Origin of the sequence: Pseudomonas sp. F(2018) (assembly GCF_005508865.1) — a bacterium.
Taxonomy (GTDB): domain Bacteria; phylum Pseudomonadota; class Gammaproteobacteria; order Pseudomonadales; family Pseudomonadaceae; genus Aquipseudomonas.
Genome location: NZ_SCOM01000002.1, coordinates 898540 through 920145 on the forward strand (window position 1 = coordinate 898540; position 21606 = coordinate 920145).

At 68.2% G+C, this 21606-nt stretch carries 18 protein-coding genes; 2 read left to right on the forward strand and 16 right to left on the reverse strand.

The window, feature by feature from the left end:
- Positions 1-2 precede the first annotated feature (2 nt).
- Together FFS62_RS12230 and fhuF are read left to right on the forward strand one after the other, a co-directional pair.
- A complete protein-coding gene (locus FFS62_RS12230) occupies positions 3-1298 on the forward strand; it encodes a lysine N(6)-hydroxylase/L-ornithine N(5)-oxygenase family protein (protein ID WP_137973086.1) in 1296 nt (431 codons plus the stop codon).
- Positions 1299-1314: 16 nt separating this feature from the next.
- Entirely contained in the window at positions 1315-2064 is a 750-nt protein-coding gene (fhuF, locus tag FFS62_RS12235) for a siderophore-iron reductase FhuF (protein ID WP_137973087.1), read from the forward strand.
- Between the two features lie 193 nt (positions 2065-2257).
- Here fhuF and fhuB read toward each other — a convergent pair whose 3' ends face one another.
- From fhuB to FFS62_RS12315, 16 genes are all read right to left on the reverse strand, one after another.
- Positions 2258-4273 carry a Fe(3+)-hydroxamate ABC transporter permease FhuB gene (gene fhuB, locus FFS62_RS12240; RefSeq protein WP_137973088.1) on the reverse strand — a complete coding sequence of 672 codons (2016 nt, stop codon included), beginning with the start codon at positions 4271-4273 and terminating at the stop codon, positions 2258-2260.
- Positions 4270-5127: an ABC transporter substrate-binding protein gene (locus FFS62_RS12245; protein WP_137973089.1), complete on the reverse strand. Its 858-nt coding sequence runs from the start codon at positions 5125-5127 to the stop codon at positions 4270-4272. Before FFS62_RS12245 ends, fhuB begins: the two co-directional genes overlap by 4 nt.
- Positions 5127-5894 carry an ATP-binding cassette domain-containing protein gene (locus FFS62_RS12250; RefSeq protein WP_137973090.1) on the reverse strand — a complete coding sequence of 256 codons (768 nt, stop codon included), beginning with the start codon at positions 5892-5894 and terminating at the stop codon, positions 5127-5129. The genes FFS62_RS12245 and FFS62_RS12250 overlap by 1 nt, the downstream gene beginning before the upstream one ends.
- 104 nt (positions 5895-5998) lie before the next feature.
- A complete protein-coding gene (locus tag FFS62_RS12255; protein WP_137973091.1) occupies positions 5999-6493 on the reverse strand; it encodes a hypothetical protein in 495 nt (164 codons plus the stop codon).
- 11 nt (positions 6494-6504) lie between these two features.
- The gene (locus tag FFS62_RS12260; RefSeq protein WP_137973092.1) at positions 6505-9678 is read right to left on the reverse strand and encodes a DUF6519 domain-containing protein; all 3174 of its coding nucleotides are present in this window, start codon (positions 9676-9678) and stop codon (positions 6505-6507) included.
- Positions 9679-9687: 9 nt separating this feature from the next.
- Positions 9688-11766 (reverse strand): hypothetical protein, encoded by a 2079-nt coding sequence (locus tag FFS62_RS12265; RefSeq protein WP_137973093.1) that lies wholly within the window; start codon positions 11764-11766, stop codon positions 9688-9690.
- On the reverse strand, positions 11763-14549 hold the full coding sequence (locus FFS62_RS12270) for a putative baseplate assembly protein (RefSeq protein WP_137973094.1): 2787 nt from the start codon (positions 14547-14549) through the stop codon (positions 11763-11765). The genes FFS62_RS12265 and FFS62_RS12270 overlap by 4 nt, the downstream gene beginning before the upstream one ends.
- Positions 14549-17119, reverse strand: coding sequence for a putative baseplate assembly protein (locus FFS62_RS12275; protein WP_137973095.1), 2571 nt, complete (start codon positions 17117-17119; stop codon positions 14549-14551). Before FFS62_RS12275 ends, FFS62_RS12270 begins: the two co-directional genes overlap by 1 nt.
- Positions 17116-17484, reverse strand: coding sequence for a GPW/gp25 family protein (locus FFS62_RS12280; protein WP_137973096.1), 369 nt, complete (start codon positions 17482-17484; stop codon positions 17116-17118). Before FFS62_RS12280 ends, FFS62_RS12275 begins: the two co-directional genes overlap by 4 nt.
- Before the next feature lie 2 nt (positions 17485-17486).
- Entirely contained in the window at positions 17487-17807 is a 321-nt protein-coding gene (locus tag FFS62_RS12285; protein WP_137973097.1) for a hypothetical protein, read from the reverse strand.
- A gap of 132 nt (positions 17808-17939) precedes the next feature.
- The gene (locus FFS62_RS12290; protein ID WP_137973098.1) at positions 17940-18452 is read right to left on the reverse strand and encodes a phage baseplate assembly protein V; all 513 of its coding nucleotides are present in this window, start codon (positions 18450-18452) and stop codon (positions 17940-17942) included.
- On the reverse strand, positions 18449-19588 hold the full coding sequence (locus tag FFS62_RS12295; RefSeq protein WP_137973099.1) for a hypothetical protein: 1140 nt from the start codon (positions 19586-19588) through the stop codon (positions 18449-18451). Before FFS62_RS12295 ends, FFS62_RS12290 begins: the two co-directional genes overlap by 4 nt.
- Positions 19585-19944, reverse strand: a complete 360-nt coding sequence (locus tag FFS62_RS12300) for a LysM domain-containing protein (protein ID WP_171016318.1) — start codon at positions 19942-19944, stop codon at positions 19585-19587. Before FFS62_RS12300 ends, FFS62_RS12295 begins: the two co-directional genes overlap by 4 nt.
- Positions 19941-20594, reverse strand: a complete 654-nt coding sequence (locus FFS62_RS12305) for a hypothetical protein (protein ID WP_137973100.1) — start codon at positions 20592-20594, stop codon at positions 19941-19943. Before FFS62_RS12305 ends, FFS62_RS12300 begins: the two co-directional genes overlap by 4 nt.
- The gene (locus tag FFS62_RS12310) at positions 20591-21241 is read right to left on the reverse strand and encodes a YkgJ family cysteine cluster protein (RefSeq protein WP_137973101.1); all 651 of its coding nucleotides are present in this window, start codon (positions 21239-21241) and stop codon (positions 20591-20593) included. Before FFS62_RS12310 ends, FFS62_RS12305 begins: the two co-directional genes overlap by 4 nt.
- Positions 21234-21605, reverse strand: a complete 372-nt coding sequence (locus FFS62_RS12315; RefSeq protein ID WP_137973102.1) for a hypothetical protein — start codon at positions 21603-21605, stop codon at positions 21234-21236. The genes FFS62_RS12310 and FFS62_RS12315 overlap by 8 nt, the downstream gene beginning before the upstream one ends.
- Position 21606: the final 1 nt, after the last annotated feature.

Below are 21606 nucleotides of genomic sequence, written 5' to 3' on the forward strand. Positions count from 1 at the left end.
ACATGAGCATAGAAACACTGGAATACGATGTGATCGGGCTGGGCTTCGGGCCCGCCAACCTGGCCATTGCGGTGGCCCTGGATGAAGACCGTCGGGTGCGCGAGCACGGACTGCGCTACTGCTTCCTGGAAAAGAAACCGGCCTTCGAGTGGCACGGCGGCATGCTGCTGGAAGACAGCCGCATGCAGATTTCCTTCCTCAAGGATCTGGCCACCCTGCGCAATCCGTCCAGCCGCTACACCTTCGTCAGCTACCTGCACGAGAAGCGCCGGCTGGAAGCCTTCATCAATATCAGCACCTTCACGCCGTCGCGCCTGGAGTACAACGACTACCTGGGCTGGGCCGCCGCCCAGTTCAGTGATCGCGTGCACTACGGCGAAGAGGTCATCGGTGTCGAACCGGTGCTCGATGGCGGCGACGTGACCCGGGTCAAGGTGATCTCGCGCCTGGCCGACGGCCGCACCCGTGCGCGCATCACCCGCAACCTGGTGGTCAGCATCGGCGGCGAACCTGTGGTGCCCGAGGCGTTTCGTCCGCTCAAGGGCGACGCGCGGGTGATGCATTCGTCCAGCTATCTGGAGCGCATTCAGGCCTGCGGCGAACCCAAGCGCCTGGCGGTGGTCGGCTCCGGGCAGAGTGCGGCGGAGATCTTCAGCGATCTGTGCGGCCGCTACCCGAGCGCCGAGGTCTCGCTGGTGATGCGCAGCCAGGCCCTGCGCCCGGCGGACGACAGCCCGTTCATCAACGAGATCTTCGATCCGTCCTACACCGACGTGGTCTACGGCCAATCGCCGGAGGAGCGCGAGGCGTTCATCCAGGCCAACGCCCAGACCAACTACTCGGTGGTCAACCTGGACCTGATCGAGAGCATCTATCACCGCCTGTACCTGCAGAAGGTCACCGGCCACGCGCCGCACAACCTGCTGCCGCAGCGCAATATCGAGGCCGTGCAGGCCGGCGACGCGGGCATTCGCCTGACCCTGAGCGGGCCGGAAGGCGTGGAAGATCGCCTGTACGATGCCGTAGTCTTGGCCACCGGCTATCGTCGTGACGGCTACAAGCGCCTGCTGGGCGGATTGGCCGAGCATCTGGGCGAAGGCGTCGAACGCGACTATCGTCTGTGCTGCCAGCCGCAGATGACTGCCGGTATCTACCTGCAGGGTTGTTGCGAGGCCAGCCATGGTCTGAGCGACACGCTGCTGTCGGTGCTGGCCATACGTTCACAGGAAGTGGTCGATGCGCTGATGGACAGCCTTCAACAGCGCCAATCAGCAGGAGTCGCCAGCGCATGTGCTTGACCCAGGCGGGGGGCCGATGATCCCGGCCATTGCCCCGCTGTTCCAAGGGCCCTTTGCCCACTACCGCGATGTTCTCACCCTTGCGGATGACCCACGCCCGGCACTGTCCGGGCGTGAGTTCGTCAGCCCCGAGCGTCTGGAAGAACAGATGCTGCGCTTCGGCCCCGAGCATGCCGAGGGCGATCGACGGGCGCTGATGTCGCTATGGTCCAAGTACTACTTCCTGCGCCTGATTCCGCCGGTGCTGGCGGCAGGGCTGATCCTCAACTGGCGCCTGCCGCTGGATTTCGACGAGATCCAGGTGGTGGTCGGCGCCGACGGCCTGCCGGAGGCCTTCAAGCTGCCGCATGCCGGCGAGCGCTGGAGCACGGCGCCGGCCAATGGCTTCGAACGCTTCGCGGGATTGCTCGACGACAACCTGCTGCCCTTCATCGACGCCCTGCGCGCGCATCGCAAGATCGCCGCGCGAGTGCTGTGGAGTAACGCTGGCAACTACTTCGAATGGTTCATGTCGACCCTCGGCGGCCTGCCGTTCCCCAAACCGATGCTGGCCCAGGGTTTCGAAGTGCTGGAAAGCAAGCTGCGCCCGGATGGCAGCCGCAATCCGCTGTGCGAGCCGGTGATCTACGTGCCCCAGGGCGAGGGCTGCGCGCCCTGGCGCCAGCGCAAGCTGTGCTGCATTCGCAACGAGCTGGGCATGGAGATGTGCGACAACTGCCCGTTGCTGGAAGAGCCGCCGGCGGAAGGGACTGCAGTACTGGATTGAGGGCTGCGTTGGGTTGCTCGCCTCGCAGGTAGACAGCTTTGGTCTGCTCTGCTGCCTGCTGCGAGTACCTTCTGGGAGATAGTGAATGCCTTTGGTGTACTGCCTTCGGCGAGTACACCCTACGGGTAAGCGGCGGCGCTGCTCCGCGTAGGGTGGGCTCAGGAGCGCAGCGAACAGCCCACCAGCAAGCCCCTCAGCGCCGATACAGACACAGCATGAAGTAGGCCCCACCCAGCAGCGACGCCAGCAGCCCCGCCGGCAGCTGCGCCGGGAACAGCACCGTGCGCCCCAGCCAATCCGCCGCCACCATCACCAGCGCACCGAGCAATGCCGCACCGAGCATCTGCGGCACGGCGCGAGCCAAGCCGAGCAGGCGGGCCAGGTGTGGCGCCAGCAGGCCGATAAAGCTCAGCGGCCCGACGATCAGGGTGGCGCCGGCCGTCAACAGTGAGGCCAGCAGCAACAGCACGAAGCGGCTGCGTCCCAGCGGCACACCCAGAGCACGCGGCGTGCCATCGCCCAGCGGCAGCAGCTCCAGCCAGCGCCCGAAAGGCAGCGCCGCGATCAGCAGCACCAGGCTGCAGACCAGCACCCAGACCGCCATCTGCGGGCCGACGAAGTAGGTCGAGCCGGACATCCAGCCCAGCAGGTTCTGTCCGCGCGGATCGCCGCCGGCCAGCAGGATCACCTGCAGGGCGTCGAACAGCGCGGTGATGCTGATGCCGATCAGCAGCACCCGCTCGGGCGCGAAACCGGAGCGCCGCGACAGGCCGAGCAGCAGCAGAAGGGTCAGCCCTGCGCCCAGGCCACCCAGCACCATTTGGGCCAAAGGACCTGAGTAAGGCAGCAGGAACAGCAGGGCGATCAGGCCCAGGGCGGCGCCGGCGCTGATGCCAAGCACCTCGGGACTGGACATCGGGTTGCCGGTCAGGCGCTGTATCATGCAGCCGGCCAGGGCCAGCATGCAGCCGGCGGCAGCGGCGGCCATCACCCGCGGCCAGCGCCAGTCGAGCAGGGTGGCGTCGCTCAGGGTCCACTGCCAACCATCCAGGCCGCGACCCAGGCCAAGGGCGATCAGCAGTGCGCAGACCAGTACCACGCTCAGCGGCAGCAGGCGTCTGGCCGGGAAGGGATGACGGCTGAAGTGATGACCGTCACCGCTGTGCGGTTGAGCACCGGCCAAGCGCAGGCGTGGCAGCAGCCAGAGCAGCAACGGCGCGCCGAGCAGCGCGGTGGCGGCGCCGGTGGGCACCAGCTCGGCCAGGTTGCCGGCCAGGCGCTGGATGCCCAGATCGGTGACGCTCAGCAACAGACCGCCGAGCAGCGGAGCCCAGCGCAGGCGCTGGGCGAAGGTACGGGCACCGAGCAGGCGCACCAAGGCCGGCGCGGCCAGGCCGATAAAGCCGATCACGCCCACCGTGCTGACCACGCAGGCGGCCAGGTACACGGACAGGGTCAGGGTGACGAAGCGCAGGAAGCGCAGGGGCACGCCCAGACTCTTCACGCCGCTGTCGTCCAGCTCCAGCAGGGCCAGCGGGCGCAACAGCGGCAGCAGGAGCAGCATGCCGACCGCCAGGCGCGGCAGGAGGAACTGCACGCCGCTCCAGCTGTTCTGGCTGAGCGAGCCGGAGCCCCAGATGAATACCGCATTGAGGTCCTGCTGCTGGACCAGCATCAGGGTCACGTTGAGCGCACTGAGATACAGCGTCACCACCAGGCCGGCGAGGATCAGCGTCAGCGGCGCCAGGCCACGCCGCCAGGCCAGGGCGAACACCAGCAGCGAGGCCAGGCCACCGCCGGCCAGGGCCACCCATTCGCGGCCGAAATCCAGCAGCCAGGGCGCCCACAGGGTGGCCACCAGCAGGCCGAGCTGGGCGCCACTGGCCACACCGAGGGTGGTCGGCGAGGCCAGCGGATTGCGCAGGACCTGCTGCATCAGCGTGCCGGCCAGGGCCAGCACGGCGCCGCACAGCAGGGCCATGCACAGGCGCGGCAACCAGCTGAAGTGCAGGATCAGATGCGCCATGTCGCCGTCTTGCGGGGCGAACATGGCCTGCAGCCATTGCCCGCTCGGCAGGCGCTGGCCGAGGTCGGCGAAGGCCAGGCCAAGCGTCAGGATCAGCAGCACGCCACATAGCCAGGCCGGGTGGCTGGAGAAGCCGCGGCGGGTACGCACGGGCAGCGGCCCCTGAGCCAACAGATCACTCATTGCACGCTCTCCGGCGCCAGACGCGCTTCCAGCAGATTGGCGAAGCGTTCGGCGGCCATCAGGCCGTTGAAGCTCCATACCGGCGGCAGGTCATACAGGCGCCCCGCACGCACGGCCGGCAGCTGGTTCCACAGGGCGCTGGCAGCCAGGCCTTCCTGTACGCCGGGCGGCATGGGCTTCAGGTAGAGCAGGGCGGCCTCGGGAGTCTCCGCCAGGCGGTCGATGCCCTGCTGGCTGAAGCCCCAGTAGTTGGTCGGGCCCTGCCAGGCGTTGCGCAGGCCGACCCGGTCCAGCACGCCCTGGTAGATGCTCTGCTTGCCGAACAGGCGCACATGGCGCTGGTCGAGGAAGGTCATCACATAGAAGGGCGGTAATGCCTGCGAAGCCAGGCGCTCCTTGACTCGGACCATGGTGCTGTCGATGCGCGCGATCATCGCTTCGCCTTCGCTCTGCCGGTCAAGCAGCTCGGCCAGCTCGCGGGTCACCCGCTGGGCACCGACATAGGCCTCGGCTTCGGGGGTATAGATGGCCAGCGTGTGCACCGGTGCCACTCGCTCCAGCTGCGCGCGGCTGGCGGCGAACTGCGGGGTGATCAGGATCATGTCCGGCTTGAGCTGGCTGAGCAGCTCCAGATTGGGCTCGATGCGCAGGCCGAGGTCGACCACCTGCTCAGGCAGTTCGGGGGCCTGCACCCAGCGCCGGTAGCCTTCGGTCTGCGCCACGGCGATGGGCGTTACGCCCAGGCCGAGCAGGGTTTCGGTCAGGCCCCAGTCGATCACCGCAATGCGCGGCTGGCGGGTGTCGGCCTGGGCGATTGCCGCCAGCAGGGCGAGCATGCAGAGCAGCCAGCGCATCACACCACCACGGCGATGGGTTGCTGGCCGCACGGGTGGCTGAGCACCTGCATGGGCAGGCCGTAGATGGCCTCCAGGTTGCTGTCGGTCATCAGCTCGGCCGGGCTGCCGTCCAGCAGCAGGCGTCCGCTGTGCAGGGCGATCAGGCGGTCGCAGTAGCGGCTGGCCATGTTGATATCGTGCAAAACCACTATCACGCTCAGCCCGAGCTGCTGGCTGAGCCGGTGCACCACGCCGAGCACGTCGACCTGGTGGGCGATGTCGAGGGCCGAGGTCGGCTCGTCCAGCAGCAGGTAGCGGCTGTTCTGTGCCAGCAGCATGGCCAGCCACACGCGCTGGCGCTCGCCACCGGAGAGGCTGTCGACCATGCGCTCGGCGAAGCGTGAAGTGTCGGTCAGCTCCATGGCCTCGCGCACCTTGGCGTGGTCCTCGCTGCCGAAGCGACCGAGCAGGCCGTGCCAGGGATAGCGGCCGAAACCGACCAGCTCGCGGGCGGTCAGGCTGTCGGCGGGTGGCAGTTGCTGCGGCAGGTAGGCGACCTGTTGGGCGAAGTCGCGGTCCTTCCAGTCGGCCAATGGCTTGTCGTCCAGCAGCACGCGCCCGGCGCTGGCCGGTTGCTGGCGGGCCAGCATCTTCAGCAGGGTGGACTTGCCGGAGCCGTTGTGGCCGATCAGGCCGACCATCTGGCCTTGCGGGATGTCGAGCGACAGCGGATGCAGGAGGGTGCGTTCCGGCAGGCTGAAACTGACCGCATCGAGTCGGAACATGGACAATCCTTGGCTTGCCGAGCTGTGCGCGAAGCCGGCGACTTTAGCCAAAATGATAATTCCTGGCAAACGCAATGCATTCCTGAACGCCAGGCAATGTCGACTCAGCGCTTCTGCAGATCCCCCTGCATCAGTTTCACGGCGGCGATCAGCGCCTGCTGGCGTTCATCCATCTCCTGCTTGCGTGCCTCGTTGAGCGTGCCGATGTTCTTCGCCAAGTCGCGCAGCGGTTTTTCCTTGGCGATCACCCGGTTCAGCTCCGGCTCTGCCAGTACCGCGGCGGTCTGCGCCACTGCTTCCTGCGCCGCGGCGAAGCGCGGCCCGAGCAGGCGAGCGAACGCCGTCAGCTCATTGCTCAGGTGTTCGGCCAGCTGGTCGTCCGGGTTGCCGCCGGCGCGGTTGGCCTTGGCGCGCAGCTCCGGCAGGTCTGGCACCTTGAGCAGGGTGCCGGCGCGCAGGCTGGAGAGCTCTTCCAGTTGCGGGTTGGCCTGCAGCAGTGCGCCTTCGACCTTCTCGCGCTGGCGCGGGGTGAGGCGCAGGAACAGCTTGTCGGCCAGCTCGCCGAGGTTCTTTTCGCCGCGAAAGGTGGTGACGGCCATGTCGTGCTCTCCTAGAAGCCGATGAGGTTGGTCAGCCCCATGTCGTTGGGAATCGGTGCGCCGTTGATGACGCGGATATTGCCGGTGCTGGTGTTGCCGATGACGATGGCCTGTTTGACCTGGACATCCGGATGCAGATGCAGGGTGTCCTGGTCGCCCTGGCCGAGCAGGCGGTTGTTGCTGGCATTGAGGGTGCGCGCCTGCAGATCGCCTGATTGCGCGCCGCTGGTGTTGGCCCCGCCGATGGTTTCGCAACGGTTGCCGGCGAACAGACAGTGGTCCAGCGCCGCGCACAGGTTCAGCGACACGGTGGTCAGGTGGGCGCGCAACTGGTTGTTCTGGATCGCCAGGTCGGCACGACGGTTGGCCACTGCATAGGCACTGTTGGCGGTGAGCAGGTAGATGTTGTTTTGCGTGGCGGCGACCAGGTAGGCGGCGCTGAAGTGACCGCTGGCGCCGATCGCGACCGGGGCGATCAGGATTGCCCTCCAGATGGCGTTGACCGGCTTCTGCTGCTCGTCGTCGCCGACCCGGTCCACATGGTTGCCTTCGACCACGCTGCGATCGAAGGGCGGCAGGATCTGGATGGCGCTCACTTCGCCACTGCTGCGGTCCGGCCCGATGCCGAGGAAGCGGTTGTCGCACACCCGCAGCTGGCCGATGGCGGCGGCGCGCAGGCCGGCGATGGCCGGCGAGAGCACCGCGTCTCGCGCCACTTCGGCGACCAGGTTGTCGCAGAAATCGGCACGCTGGATGCGGATCAGTTGGAACGCCGCGTAGGCAGTGCCTTCGACATTCGCCGCCAGGCCCAGGTTGCGGCAGCGGTTGCCGCTCACTACCAGGCTCGTGGCGCCGCCTGCCTCGCCCATCACCAGCGCGCCCAGGCCGATGTCCTCGATCAAGTTGCCGGTGATGCTGGCGCCGTCCAGGTGCTGATGGATGGCGATGGCATTGCCCTGCAGCTGGCGCAGGCGGTTGCCCTCGATGCGCACATCGCTGGGACCCTGCGGGTCGAGACCTTCTTCGAGCACTATGCCTTCGCCGCCGCGTTCAGACGCGCCGCTGATCTCGTTGTCGCGGATGCGCAGGCCGTCCACCCCGGCGCGAATGCCGTCGCCCTGAGTGTAGATGACGTTGTCGGCGATGGTGAATGGCGAGCCCGGCAATACCGCGCCGGTCGCCACCAGTGCCGCCTGCCTGCCGGTGATCATAAGGTTGCCGTCGATGCGCGTATTGCCGTAATGCAGGCTGATGCCGTCCAGACTCAGTGCGCGCTGGCTGCAGAAGAACAGATTGCGGGTCACCCGCAGTTCGGCGCTGAGCAGGTGCTCGCCGAGGCGTAGCAGGCCGCGCTCGGCCACCAGAGCGCAGTCGTCGATGCTCACGCCGAGCATGTTGCCGCCCAGGCCGATGGCGGCGCTGGCACCTTCGCCGGTGGCCAGGCAGAGCACGTTGATGTGCTCGGCGCGCAGGTCGACCGTATTGCGTGCGCGTAGTGCCGCCGTGGTATTGGCGCTGGTGGCCGAGGCGATCAGGCTGAGGTTCTCCAGGGCCACGCCGTTGCTGGCGGAGATGTCGAGAACGCTGCCGGGCCCGCTGGCGACCAGCAGGCTGCCCCAGCCCTGACCGCGGATGCGCAACGAGTTGGCGCCGTCCACGGTCAGCGCCTCGCGCAGGTTGTAGGTGCCGATGCCCAGGCAGATGGTGCCGCCGACATCCTTGATCGCATCGATCGCCTGCTGGATGGTGGCGACGCCGCTGTTGTGGTCCTCGGCGCTGACGCAGACGGTGCAGTCGCAGCCTTCGCCCTCGGCGATCGGCGGCCAGAGCACGCGGCAGTCGGTCTCGTCGCCGGGGAAGGTGACCATCGCCAGGCGCGCGTAGTGGTGGTGGATGCCCAGCGGCGGCGCCTGGTTCAATTGCTCGATGCTGGCGTCCACGGTGCGTGCGGCGAACACCCAGTAGTCGCCGCTGCGGAACTGGCCGCCAGCGGGAGCCAGGCTGAAGTCCACCAGAATGCCGTGCTCGAGGAACAGGCGGGTACCGGCGGCAGGAATCGGGATATCACCGGCGGCGCCCGGGGCGTTGAGGTCCAGCACCTGGTTGCCGTTCTCGCGGCGCACCAGGCCTGCCTGATCCCAGCGCCGCACGCGGGTGTTGCGCGCGGCCTGGGTGGCCTGCTGGGCATCGGTCGGGAACATGCCGGCGGGCAGTGCCTGGTCGAACTGCAGGGTCCGCGCACTTTCGTCCACGCCGCCGGCCACGCGGATGCGGCGCAGCTCGCCGGGCTGGCCGTGCAGCTCGCGCCAGTCATCGGTCACCTCCACCCAGTCGCCATCGTGGAAGCGCAGCACGTCGTCGCGGCCGATGCTCTCGACTGTGATGCGGTCGCGCGCCGGGTTGATATGGCTGACCCGCGAAGCCACCGTGGCGTTGTCCCGTGACCACTTGAAGGTGGCCGTGCCGAGCGTGCCGCCACGGTGCACCTCGACCCGGTACAGCTGGTTCTCCAGCCCGCGATAGCCGGCGGCCGGTGGCACCTGGCAGGGATCCGGCTCGAAGTTCGGCACGCCGGTGCCGGTCGACAGACGCGCCGCCGAGGGCGCGATCAGCGCCTGCCAGCCCGGCACATCTTCATCCTCGGTGGCGCAGGTGCTGTCGCCGACATTGGCCAGCACCTTGACCTGCCACACCGTCTGCAGGCGCCCGGTGCTGTCCACGCCCACCGCCTTCTCGATCAGGTCCGGAGCCTCCACCGCGGTGACGTCGCGCTGCCACACATCGACGTAGACCAGGTGCGGCCCGCCCTGGGGCAGCGCCGGCGGGTTGGGGTAGTAGGGCTGGTTGGCGTAGTTCAGCGCCGTGCTGCCGGTCAGCTCGGCCAGGCGCGGCTCCCAGACGTTGGGCGCGGCGCCGTGGTTTTCCGCCAGCAGGCCATCCACGTAGATGCGCCCGACACCGATGGTGAAGCTGCCGCCGCCGGCCTCGATGCGGAAGCCGTCCGGGGTGATGCGTGGCACCACGTTGCCGCCGTAGGTGTCCAGTGCGCCGGCCTGGATGCGCCGGGTCAGCTGTGCCACCCATTCGTTCCAGTCGGCGTCCAGCTGGACCCGGCCCTGTTGCATGACCACGCCGAGGAAGTCGCGGCGGACGTCGAAGCGGATTCGACTCAGATCGAAGCTCATGATGCTCCCTCAGGATTCGTGGAAGATGCCGGCGCGCAGCTCGACTCGCAGGTATTCCGCGAGGCGGATGCGCAGATTGGTGACCCGTTGCGCGCCATACAGCTGGTGGAACACGCCCATCTCGCTCTCGTCGTCCGCGCCCTGAAGGATTTCCGCAGCGGTGGAGGTGGCGAGCTGGCCGTAGGCCGGGGTGCCATAGCGCAGTGAGGTGAAACGTGGAGCGATGTGCCGGGCGGCGCCGCTGGAGTCGGGCTGGCAGCGATGGCGGCGGGGCAGGATCGAGTTGAACGGCAGCCAGCTGAAACGCACGCAGCCAACCTGCTTGCGCTCGGCGCGTACCGGCACCGCCCAGCTGTCGGCGGGGGCCAGGGCGGCGAACAGGATGCTGTTGGAGATCAGCCCCACCTCGCTGGTGTGCAGCTTGCCGATCAGCGTGCAGGCATCCAGCGACAGGGCCGCGCCTGGCGACTCGCCATCGACAGCTGCGAAGGCCACGCCGTCGCGGGCGGTGGCGTCGATCAGGCTGTCGCTGGCCTGCAGCGTGGCATGCTCATGGGCGCGAATGGCGCCGACCAGGCTGCGGGAAATGCGCGTGTACAGACTGGCGATCTCCAGCTGCAGACTGGGCGTGGTGGGCTGCAATGGCTGGCCGCTGGCGTCCAGCTCGATACCGGGCACCAGGGTGCAATGGCTCATTTCCAGGCGGGCCAGGGCATTGCCGGCCCCGGACGCTACCCGTAGCGGTGCGCCTGCGATCAGCAGGCCGTTGAGCAGGCAGGCGCTGTCCGCCGCGCCGCTGATGTCCAGCTGGCTGAGCACCAGGACCGGACGTCGACCGTTGCGCGCCCGGATCTCTACTGCGCCATCGGCGATCACCTGGATGCTCAGGGCTTCCTCATAGCGGCCGTTGTCGGTGATCTCCACCACGCCATCGCCGGCGATCTCGGTCAGCGCCGCGGCGATGCTGGATTGGTCGTCCGGCACCCGTACCACCAGGCGGCCGGCTGGCGGGGAGGGCAGGTCGGTCCCACGCTCGTATTCGCCACCACCGATATCCGCCGAAAAGCCCTCGTGCCAGGTCAGCTGCACCTCGGTCGGGTCCGGTGCATCGCCGGGCAGGGCGATGTGCCCCAGTACCGGGTCGATGGAATAGGTGCCGTCGGCCGGCGGTGTGTGGGCCCAGCCGGCGCCATCGTCGCCGAGGTGGCATATGCAGATCTGCTCGCGTTCGATCAGCACCCCGTCGACCCACAGTTCCAGGCTCGGCGCCGGGTTGTCCAGCGGCGCGCCGGCGGCCGCACGCACGCCATAGTGTCGCGCCAGGTGGGTTTCGAGGCGCCGGCGCGACAGCGGCCAGGGCACGTTGTCCGGTTCGGCCAGGTGGCCGATGTCGTCTTCCACCCGCGGCTTGTTGTACAGCGCCAGGTCGTGGCCCAGCGGGCTGGCCCGGTAGCGCCGCGGAGCGGCACGCAGGCAGGGCGCCTGGGTGCGCGAATAGGCCTGGATGCGCCACAGGTGCAGGCCGACGTTGGGAATGCTGTGCCGACCGCGGCCGGACTCGATGCGGCGCACGTCGACGCTGCGGTTGGCCGTCTCGAAGGCCGTGCCCAGCCATTCCAGCGCCAGCTCCTGGCGTAGGTCGGGAGCCTGCAGCGCCTGCGGGCGCGGATGGTTCATGTATTGGGTAGCGCACAGGCGCTGGAAGTACTCCACGGCGCGGGCGTCCCAACCGGTGACGTCGCGGGCCAGTTGCTCCAGCACGGTGGCGGTGCCCTTGCGCCGACGCAGGGCAATGGTGTGGGCCACCTCGGCACGCGGACTGGCGACCTTGGGCACCACCTGGTGCAGGCCCTGGTAGCCGATCAGGTCGCCGATATAGGGCACCACCCAGTCGGCACAGGTCTCGATGAACAGGTCGTCGTAGAGCTGCTCCAGGCCTTCCTCGGCAACGCCCAGCTGCTCCGCCAGCAGTGCCACCAGCTCTTCCAGCGGGCCGCGTTCGAAGCCTTCGGCCTCCGCCAGTTCCGCATCGCGGATGCGGTGGATGGCCGGCAGTAGGGCGAACAGCGCTTGTGCGTCCAGGCTCATGGCAGCACCTCCAGCTCCAGCGGCTCATCGGCCAGGGTCAGCAGCTCGGCCGCAAGCGGCAGGCCGCTGAGCGAGGCCATCGGCAATGCGGCATACAGACGTGGCACCAGCCCCGCCGCCTGGCCCTGGCGGTACAGGCGGCTGACCTGCACCGCCTGCACGCCGGCCACACGGTGGGCCACCGCGGCCAGCTCATCGACCGAGACGTTCTGGCCGAAATCGCGCTGGGCGAAGCCGAAGTGTTCACGCAGGACTGCCTCCACCTGGCCCAGCACCAGTTCGCCGTCGTATTCCGCGAGCACCTTGACTGCCAGGCGGCAGCGGAAGCGTGCATCGGCGTAGCCCACCATGCGCAGCGGCACCAGGGGGTCGCCGTAGGCCAGCAGCGCGGCGCGCAGCGAGGCATATACGGCGTCGCCCTCGATCACCGTCGCGCCTTGTGCGCCAGCCAGGCTGAGAAATACGCCACGTGCCGGGCCGCTGGGAATCCACAGGGCATGGGCCTTGTCGATGCCGGCGAAGGCGCGGGCGAAGTTGGCGTAGTCGGCGATGGACACAGCACGATCCAGGGTCAGCACCGTCAGCGGCGCGTTGGCGCGGGCCTGGGTCAGCGACTCACTGTCCTCGCCGCCACTGGCGGGCACCGGGTTGACCACTTCGCTGACGCCCAGCGGGCGCGACAGCAGGGTGGTGAGCTTGCCGGCGGCCAGGTTGCCGCCGCCACCGAGGCCCTTGCGGTAGCGCACCCGCACATTGCTGTGGCCGCTGGGCAGGCGCGCGCCCTCGTTGCCATCGCCGAACTGCAGGGTGGTGTAGCCGGCTTCGTCCTGGCTGGTCTCGTAGCTGCGCGCATTGGCCGCCACGTGGTACAGGGCCGGGACTTCGCTCCACAGCACGTCGTTGATTCGCACCTCCAGGCTCGAGGCGCGTCCGCTCGGCGTGCTGGCGCTGAGGTAGGTCAGCGGCGCCTGGTTGAGCAGGAAGCGCTGGTTGGCCTGGGCCGCATTGCCGTCGCCGAGGATGGCCTCCACCGTCTCGCCATGGCTGGCCGGCGCGACGTTGGCGTTGATGCACAGGGTCGCACGCTCGTACACATGCTGCAGTGCCGACTGCAACTTGAGGCTAGTACGGTCGCGGTCGTGGCTGAGCGCGTCCTCGCCGTCGGCGATGATGGCGATCTGGCGCACCACCGGATCGTCTTTTTGGCCGCTGGCCAGACGGATTTGGCTGGCCTTGGCCTGCAGGCGGCCACTGCGTCCGTCGCGGTCTAGCAACTGCAGGCGCAGGTTGACCGAGGCGCTGCCGAGCAGCCCGGCGAACTCCTCGGCGCCGAGCGCCACCGGGGTGCTGCCGAACATACGGTCGGCGGCGCCGAGCATGAACAGCTCGTCGCCCTGTTCCAGTGCCACGCTGCCGCCCTGGTCCAGCTGCAAGGCCAGGCCGCTGGCCAGCAGGGCGATGCGCTGGCGCCGGCCGGATAGGGCCAGCGCCTGGCCAGGCTGCAGGCCGTCGACCCGCAGGTCGAGTTCGAGGACATCGCCGTGCGCCGGGTGGAACAGCGGCGTGGCGATCACCTCCAGCGCCTCGCTATGGGCCAGCACCAGGGTCTGGCGGAGAGGGAAGGTGCTGGCGCTGAGGTTCTCGTCGGTGTCCGGAGTGATGCGGGTGATCTTGCCGGACAGGGCGAAGGCGCTGCGGGTGCGATGGATCACCCGCACGGCGCGGTACAGCTCGACATAGCCGGGCAGATCGGCGCTGCCGTAGTCGGGATTGTTGGAGACCAGAGCGAACCAGCTGCCGGCCACGATCTTGGCGTTATCGGTGTCCAGGTCGACGGCTGCCGGGTCAAGCTGGAAGTTGGCCCAGCTCCAGTTGGTGGTGCTAGTGGTCGTGTCGATCTGGTTGATGATCTGCGGATTGTCCGAGCCGAACAGGTTCGGGTCCGGCGCGTTGTGGCCGAACAACGCCGTGCGCTGTCGCAGCGCGAACACCCGGGCGCCGGCACCGCTCGGGCTCATGGACGGGAAACCGCTGCCCAGCGGATGGTTCCAGGACAGCCGGGTGCGCCCGTTGTTGCTGTCCGCTTCGACCGCGGCCAACACGCGCACGTCCCAGCGTTCGCTGCCGGGATCGCTCAGGCGTTCGTCGCCGACGATGAGAATGGCGTCGCCGACCTGCAACTGATGGCTGACCCCGGCCAGCCACAGCTCGGTGTCGCCCTTGCGTGGTCGCCAGGCACGGCTGGCCTGGGCCGGTATGGCGTTCCAGGCGGCGCGAGCCGGCGCCGGGGCGATGGTCTCGAAGGTCTGCGCCTGCTCGTCCTGTCCCGGCACGCTCTGCACCTTGGTACCGCGCGGAATCACGATCGGCTCGCTGGGCATGCCCGGCGCGCTGAGCAGGGTGAAGGCCAGGTGGGTGGAAGCGGCCACGCCCGGTGCAGGGCGGTAGCCGATCAGGCGGGCCATCTGCCGCACCGACAGCTGTTCGGTGGCGGTGCGCAGGTAGTGTTCCTGGGCGTAGCGCTCGGTGTAGAAGCCGAGCACATCCAGCGAGCAGGCCAGGGCATCGGACAGCGCCAGGGTGAAGTCGCTGGCCTCGCGACTGGTGAAGGCCGCCAGGGCCGGATGTTCGGCGCTGGACAGGCGCGCCTGCAGGCTGTCCATGAAGTCGCCATGACGACCGATGCGGTAGTCGATCACTGGCAACCCGGGCGGGTTGTCGATGCGCCGCGGGGTATCGGCATCGACGCCGGCGCAGCAGTCACACTCGGGTTTGCTGGCCATCACTTGCCTCCATGCAGATTGAGCCGCAGCACGCCGTGCTCGGGGAAGTTGGGGTCGTTGTCGAGGCGCACGATCTCCAGGCGACCGAGCGCCATGAAGCCATCGGCCAGCGGCTTGGGATCGACCTGGCCCTGGCGCTGGAAGCGCGTCACCTGTACCGAGGCCACGCCTGGCACGGTGCGGGCCGCGGCGTACAACGGGCTGAGGAAGAAGGTCTGGCCGAAGCTGAAGTTGTCCGGATGGAACAGGCCGCGCGTACCGTCGCCGCGCTGGCGGCTGCCGAGCACGTCGAGCAGGCCGTGGCGCACATCGCTGCGGAAGTAGCCGGCCTTGACGCACACCAGCAGGTCGATCTCCAGCGACACGTGCAGCGGTTCGTTGACGCGCAGGTCGTGGCCGGCCATGCGGTAGCGGTCCAGGTGCTCGACCACGTTTTCGGCAAATGCCGTATCGACCGAGTCGCCACCGTCGCGGTCGACGGTGACGAACACCGTGTGCCAGCTGCCGGTCCAGCGCAGCCCGGCGGCGGCGCGCTGCACGCCGTCCAGGCGCTCAGTGACCTGCGCATAGTCGGCCGGGGTGACGGCCCGTTCCTGGGTGCGGAACGCCTGGGGCGCCGCGCGGCGCAGCTCGGCGTGGTTTTCCGCGGCGATCCCGCCATGGGCAGGTAGCGGATTGCTCACAGCCTCGATGCGCGCCTCGGCGCTCACCACATGGGCGATGCTGGCCGCGCCGACATTGCCTGCCGGGCCGTTGCCGACCCGGTAATAGGCACGGAAGGCCACGCCACTGTCCGGTCGCCGACCATGGCGGTCGTCGCCGAAACGCAGGCGCGCGCTGCCGTCGCTTTCGGCCTCAAGCACGAAGTGGCGGTCCTCGGCCCTGCTGTCCAGCAAATTGCGTTGCACGTTCCAGTGCTCCGGGCTGCCGCCCGGACCGCTCTCCAGGCGCAGGTCGGGGATCGCGTCGGCGGCGCGCCAATGCAGGGCGGCGCTGGCCGAGGCTTGCGGGTCGAACAGCACCCATTCGCGGCGCACCAGGCCACCCTCGCTAACCCGGCGTAACACGCGGCCGCGGTGGGTCACCGGGCCCTCCGCCAGCAACGGGCGATAGCGCGGCGGCAGCGGCTCCGGGGCTAGGCGCTGGCAGGCGCCGCCGCTGGCCGGGTATTGCAGCAGTGGCGCCGGCACGCTGCCCAGTGCTTCACCGACCATGCTGCGGCCATGGTCGACCAGGATGATGTTGCCCAGGGCCACGCTCACATCCTCCAGCTGCAGGCTGCCGTGGGCCTCGTCGGTCTCGCTGGAGATGCACAGGGAAAAGGGCAGGGCGTCGGCGGGGTGCCAGACGATCTCGGTGATCTCGCTGTCGTCCAGCGGGTCGAGCAGCGGATCGCTGCCGTCGAAGGCACGCACTGCGCTCAGGCGTACCGCGTGACGCCGCGCGGGGTCGGCGTCGGCCGCTTCGCCGGTGAGCGGGCCGAGGACTTCCTGCAACACCAGCACGTCGCCCACCGCCAGGTCGGGCAGGTGGCCGCGCAGGGTGGCCGAAGTGGCACCGCTCGGCAGGCAGCAGCGGGCGTCGCTCCAGGTGTGGAAGAACAGCTGGTTGTGCGCCTCGTTGAGGGTGGCCTGGTGCATCGGCTCGAACACCAGCGGCGCACTCTGCAGCGCCTGCCGTTCTTCCGGCGAGTCGGCGAGGATACGCGGCGGTACGCCCGGCACGCGGGTGTAGAAGCGCAGCCCGGCTGGCATCGGGAAAGGTCCGCCGCCAACCTGCAGATGCAGCCAGGCGCGGGCGTTGCAGCCTTCGTGCAGCTGATAATCCACCAGCAATGCATGGCGGCGCAGGCTGCTGCGCTTGCGCGCGGTGTGCAGGTAGGCCTCGGTGGTGACGGCGTCGAGTTGGTAGTGCTGCAGGTCGCCGACATAGGCGATCAGCTCGCCCAGGGTGGTGGCCAGGTCGGCCGGGCTGCGGTCGCGCCAGCCGGGCATCTGCCGGGCCAGGCGATCCATCACCAGGCGGAGCAGGCTGGCGTAGTCGCGGGCCAGGTAGTTGATGTCCGGCGGCGCCGCGGGCGGCTCTGCGCAGTCCTGCTGCGGGCGGCAATCGAAGTCGCTGGGGCACTCGACCTTGAAGGCGAAGTCCACCGCGGATAGGCGCGGGTCGAAGTTCGCCAGCGGCAGGTCGAGGGAGCCCGCCTGGCGCAATTGCAGGCGATAGGTGGAGTGATCGCCGTCGGTGTCGGTACGCACCACCAGCACGTGGTCCGGCTCGGTCAGGGCCAGCAGCAGGGCCTGCTCCGCGGCGCTGGTCTGGGCCGGCGGCGTGCTGGCGATGCCGAGCCACTGGATGCCCACCCGGCGCACGCGCTCGCCACCGCTGATATGCAGATTGTCCACACTCAGCCCGGCCGGTACCGGCTTGAGCAGGCGAACCAGCAGGGTGCGCTGGCGCGGGCTGCCGGGCGGTGCGTCGAGGTCGAGCACTTCCAGGTAGTCGATGCCATTGAGGCTGGGGTGGGCATCCACCAGCGCCCGGCGGTTCTCTTCGCAGCAGTGGTAGATCATGGCGCCGCTCCCTGGACGAAGCTGTCGTCACGCCGCTGGTTGGTGCGGCGGATGCGGTACTGCACCTGCACCGCCAGGCGCGACTCGACGGCGCTGACCTCGACCGACTCGACCAGAATCAGGTCGGCCAGCCATTGCTGCAGCGCACCCTGCACGAGGAACTGCACGGTGGCGGCCAGTTCTGGGCTGTTGGGCGCGAACACCAGCTCGCGCAGGCCGCTGCCGAAGTCCGGGCGCATCACCCGTTCGCCCGGTGCGGTGAACAGCACCTGCTCGATCAGGCCGCGGATCCAGGTGGCTTCGTCCGCTTCGCGGCTTCGGCCGTGGCCATCGAAGGAATAGGGGAAGTGCAGTCGCTGGGTCATGTTCAGCTCCCGATCACGCGCATCTGCGCCGCCACGGGCAGCAGCGGCGTGCCGTTGGGTGCGCAGACCGCCTGGCTGTCCATCAGCACCACGGGTTGGCCGTTGGAGAGCACCCGGGTGGCGGCCACCACCCACTGCCCGGTGACGCAGGGCACCGGGCTGCCGGAGACGGTGAACGGGCAGCCGGCAATGACATAAGGGCCGCTCATCAGCACCGTTGGCTGGCCGCTGACCAGCACCCGCGGGTTGGGCACGGTCGGCGTGGCGTTACCGCCGTGAGCGCAGAGCACGCTGGCGCCGACATGGAGGAGGGGGCCGGGCATGTCAGCGACCCTCCGCGCGCCATGGCGCGCATGCTCGTGCGTCCCGTGGGAGCCGGCCTTGCCTTGTGTATCTGTCCATACCTGCCTCCTTGTTCCACATCCCACGGAACTGCGTGGCCCCCCGTGCGGGGCCTATATCACCGTCAGCGCGCCGTTGTTGATGGTGACCGCCGGGCCCACCAGGGTGAGCATCGCGCCCTTGCCGTTCTGGATGTAGATGCCGGTGTCGTTGACGATCAGGGTCGCGCCAGTGGCGCTCTTGAGCATGATTCCGCCGGTGGGGCCGGGCAGGTCGGAGATGGTCAGGCCGTTCTGCAGCGGCGTCTGCAGGGTGATGGCCTGCAGGCCGGGCGGGGTGGCCCGCGCCAGTGCAGGGAGCTCCGCCGCGCTGCCCCAGAAGCAGCCGACCCAGATCGGGTGGTCCGGGTTGCCCTGCTCGAACTCCACCCACACCCCGGAGCCGATCATCGGCAACGCCACCATGCCGTTCTGGATGCCGGCGATCGGCACGCAGGGCATGGCCCAGCTGGCCGGGATCAGCCCGGCCACGTCGGGCACCTGCACCTGCAGGCGGCCCTGCTGCATGGGGTCGATGTTGTTCAGCACCATGCCGCGGTACTTGCCGTAATAGCGTTGCTGGCTCATGCGGGCACCGTTGGCGTGATGGAGATCAACCCGTTGCGGCTGAGGTTGAAGCTCTGGGTGAACTTGCCGCGCCCCAGGGTGCTGGTGACGCTGCTGACGTAGTACAGGCCGTCGTAGGCGACCCCGGCGCCGCGTACGCCGACCAGCTTGCGTGGGCGCAGGATGCGGCCGTAGCGCATCACATCCAGGCTGCCGCTGGCGGTCACCGCGTCCTGGGATTTCTTGGCTTCGGCCAGGCCGGCACTGATGGCCTGCATCGGGTTCATCTTGGCCGTCTCCTTCATCATCTTGAGGTTGGCCAGCGGCGTGGACAGCACACCCAGCGGCGGCTGCAGCGGGTTGAGGTTGGGGATCGGAATGGGGATCGGCACGCGGGTCATCTGGTTCTGGATGAACACGATCGGCAGCACACCCTTGGTCGGGTCGAAACTGAAGTTCAACGACTCGACGTTGGTGTGCGCGTCCATGTCGATGTTCAGCGCCGGCTGCGGCGGACCGACTTTGATCTCGGGACCGAAGTAGGCAATGTTGGTCAGCGGTACTTCGCCCGGCTCGATGTAGAACACATGGCCGACTTCACCGGCCAGCTGGCGGATGTAGGCCAGGTCCGTGCCCTGCTGGGCGGGGATGCGTTCGATGGGGATCGGCACATCGGTGAAGAAAGATGGGATCGGCAGGGGGATGATGCCGAACGCCGCATACTTGGCGCAGATCAGTGCCACCCGCGCCTCGATCGGCATGGCCGGGTAGGGCATGCCGGAGAAGTCGATCAGGTCCATGACCTTGGTCAGGTCCTCGCCGGTGATGGTGATGCTGCCGGGCTGGCGGTTCTGCCCGGCCTGTACCTCGACATTGGTCAGCACGCCGTCGAACAGCGGCTGCGGGCGACCACCGAGGGTGACGATCAGCACTACCCGCAGCGGCGGCACGCCGAGGCTGGCGTTGTTGCCCACGGCGATCAGGAACAGGGTGTTCAGCTCGGACTTGCTGTTGACCTTGAAGCGCAACTGGAAGCCGCTGGCACCCTCACTGGCACTGGTTACCGTGACCTCTTCGAGGGCGTCGATCAGCATCGCCGGCACCGGCAACGGAATGATCGGGCCGATCAGCAGGCTGAGGTGGACGGCGTTGCTCATGCGTCGTCTCCCGGCACGCCTTCCGGCAGGGTGATGCGTAGCAGGCTGCCGACCGTCTCGGTCAGCTCGTCCGGCCGCAGCGCGCCGTTGCCGTCGCACAGCCGCCAGTACTGCTGCGGGTCGCCCAGGTAGCGGGCGGCCAGGTTGTCCAGCCGATCGCCAACCTCCACGCGATGTTCGCTCAGGGTGGCGAAATTCTCCGTCGGTGGCACGAAGCGCCGGCGCACATAGCTGAGCACCTCGCCATCGGCACGCATCCACTGGGCGATGTCCAGGCCGTGATAGCGGCTGTCCGGGGCGAAGGCCGGGGCGGTAATGGCGTTGGCCTGCAGGAAGGCCTTGAGCGGATCGGTCATGGCAGACCTCCGATACCCAGCGCGTCGAAGCCGAAGGTGGCGGCCTTGCCGGCCAGCTTCTCGCGCGATTGCAGGTAGGCCATGAACAGCCCGCCACCCTTGTGATCGAAGCCGAGGTCGTCGATCGAGAGCACGCGCAGGCCGAGGTTGCAGGTGGCGTTGATCGGGTTGAGCTGGGGATCGAACGCCTCCTCGGCAATCGAGAAGTCGGTCACCCGTACCGGCACGATGCGTTTGGCGCCCCAGACGAACAACACCAGGGACGACTCCATCGGCGCGATCTCCAGGGTGCCTGCCGCGGCCAGCGCCTTGCCGGCCAGCAGATCGGCCGCCGTCGGATTGACCAACGACTCCAGCACCGCCAGCTGCGGAGCGATACCGGCATCCACCACGGCCTTGTGCTGTTCGGGGTATTGCAGCTGGTCGGCGGCATCTATCTCCGCCTCCAACTGGAAAGTCTCCACCGCCGGACCCTTCAGACGCAGTGCCTCGGAGCGCTCGGCTCCGTCACCCGCGCCCTGCACCTGCAGGCTGCGGGTCAGCTTTTCCGGGTTGTACTGCAGGGCGATCACCCGCCGCACCTGGGCCGACTGCGGGTCGATCATGACCAGGCCGGCTTTGATCAGGCGGGGGGAGCGCTCCAGGCTCATGATGATTCTCCCTTCGGCTCGATGCGGTGCATGAGTACGGCCGTAGCTCGCGGGCGTGAGGCCTCGCCCAGGCTCGCCGCGATCCATTCGTGATTGAGGCGCATCCCTTCGAAGTCAGTCCAGATCCGGGGATCACGAGCGCAGCTGTAGCGCCGACAGACACCAGGGCGGTGATCGTAGATGGAGCAGCCTTTGCCGTTCTGATGGACGCAGCAACCATTCGGCTGCTTACGTATGTGATAGGGCAGGCCAAGGTCCCAGCGTACATGCCCGTCTTCGATCTCCTCCACGCTCAGGGCGAAGTTGAGACGGCAGCACACCGCCTGACAGATGTGCAGGCGACTCTCGCAGTCGACCACTGCAGCTGCAGGCGTGTCCTCGATGGTATCCACACGAATCAGAGTGCCCGGCCCAAGCTGTTCGCCGCGCTGGCGGAGCTCTTCATCGGCATGCTGTATGGACTTGGCGAGGTCGCTACCACTTATGCTGCCCTGGGCGATCAGCAAATCGGCCAGGCCGTGTACCACCGCCTGCAGCTGGGCCAGGCGCATGGCGTTCTCACCCAATGCGGTATGGGCGAACAACGAACCTCGTTCGAGTTGGCTGTTGAGTTCCTGGACCACGTTGTTGCGTTTGTGCTCACTCATCACCGTGCTCCTTCAACCAGACCCGCCATGCAGCGACCGCCTTGTTGCGGTTGCTCTCGCTGGCGTCATAGGCATAGCCACCGTGCGTTGCCCACAGCTGGCGAAAGCGGTTTTCATCGCCGCGGTTGGCAAATCCACGGCCAGAAACGAAGCCAAAATCGCGCATGAGAATGCCTTCAAAGGCGCGCTGGGCATGCAGGCGTGTATCCGCCGACTCGGCCAGCATGCGTTCGAGCAGCCCAGGCGCAGCAACCCAGCCGAGTTCGATCAGCGCAAGTACGGCAGGCGTGATGTCGCCGTGCAGCTCGTCCGGCTCCCTATCGAGCGCAAGGAACAGTTCGGCCAAGCGATTCTTGCTTCGCATA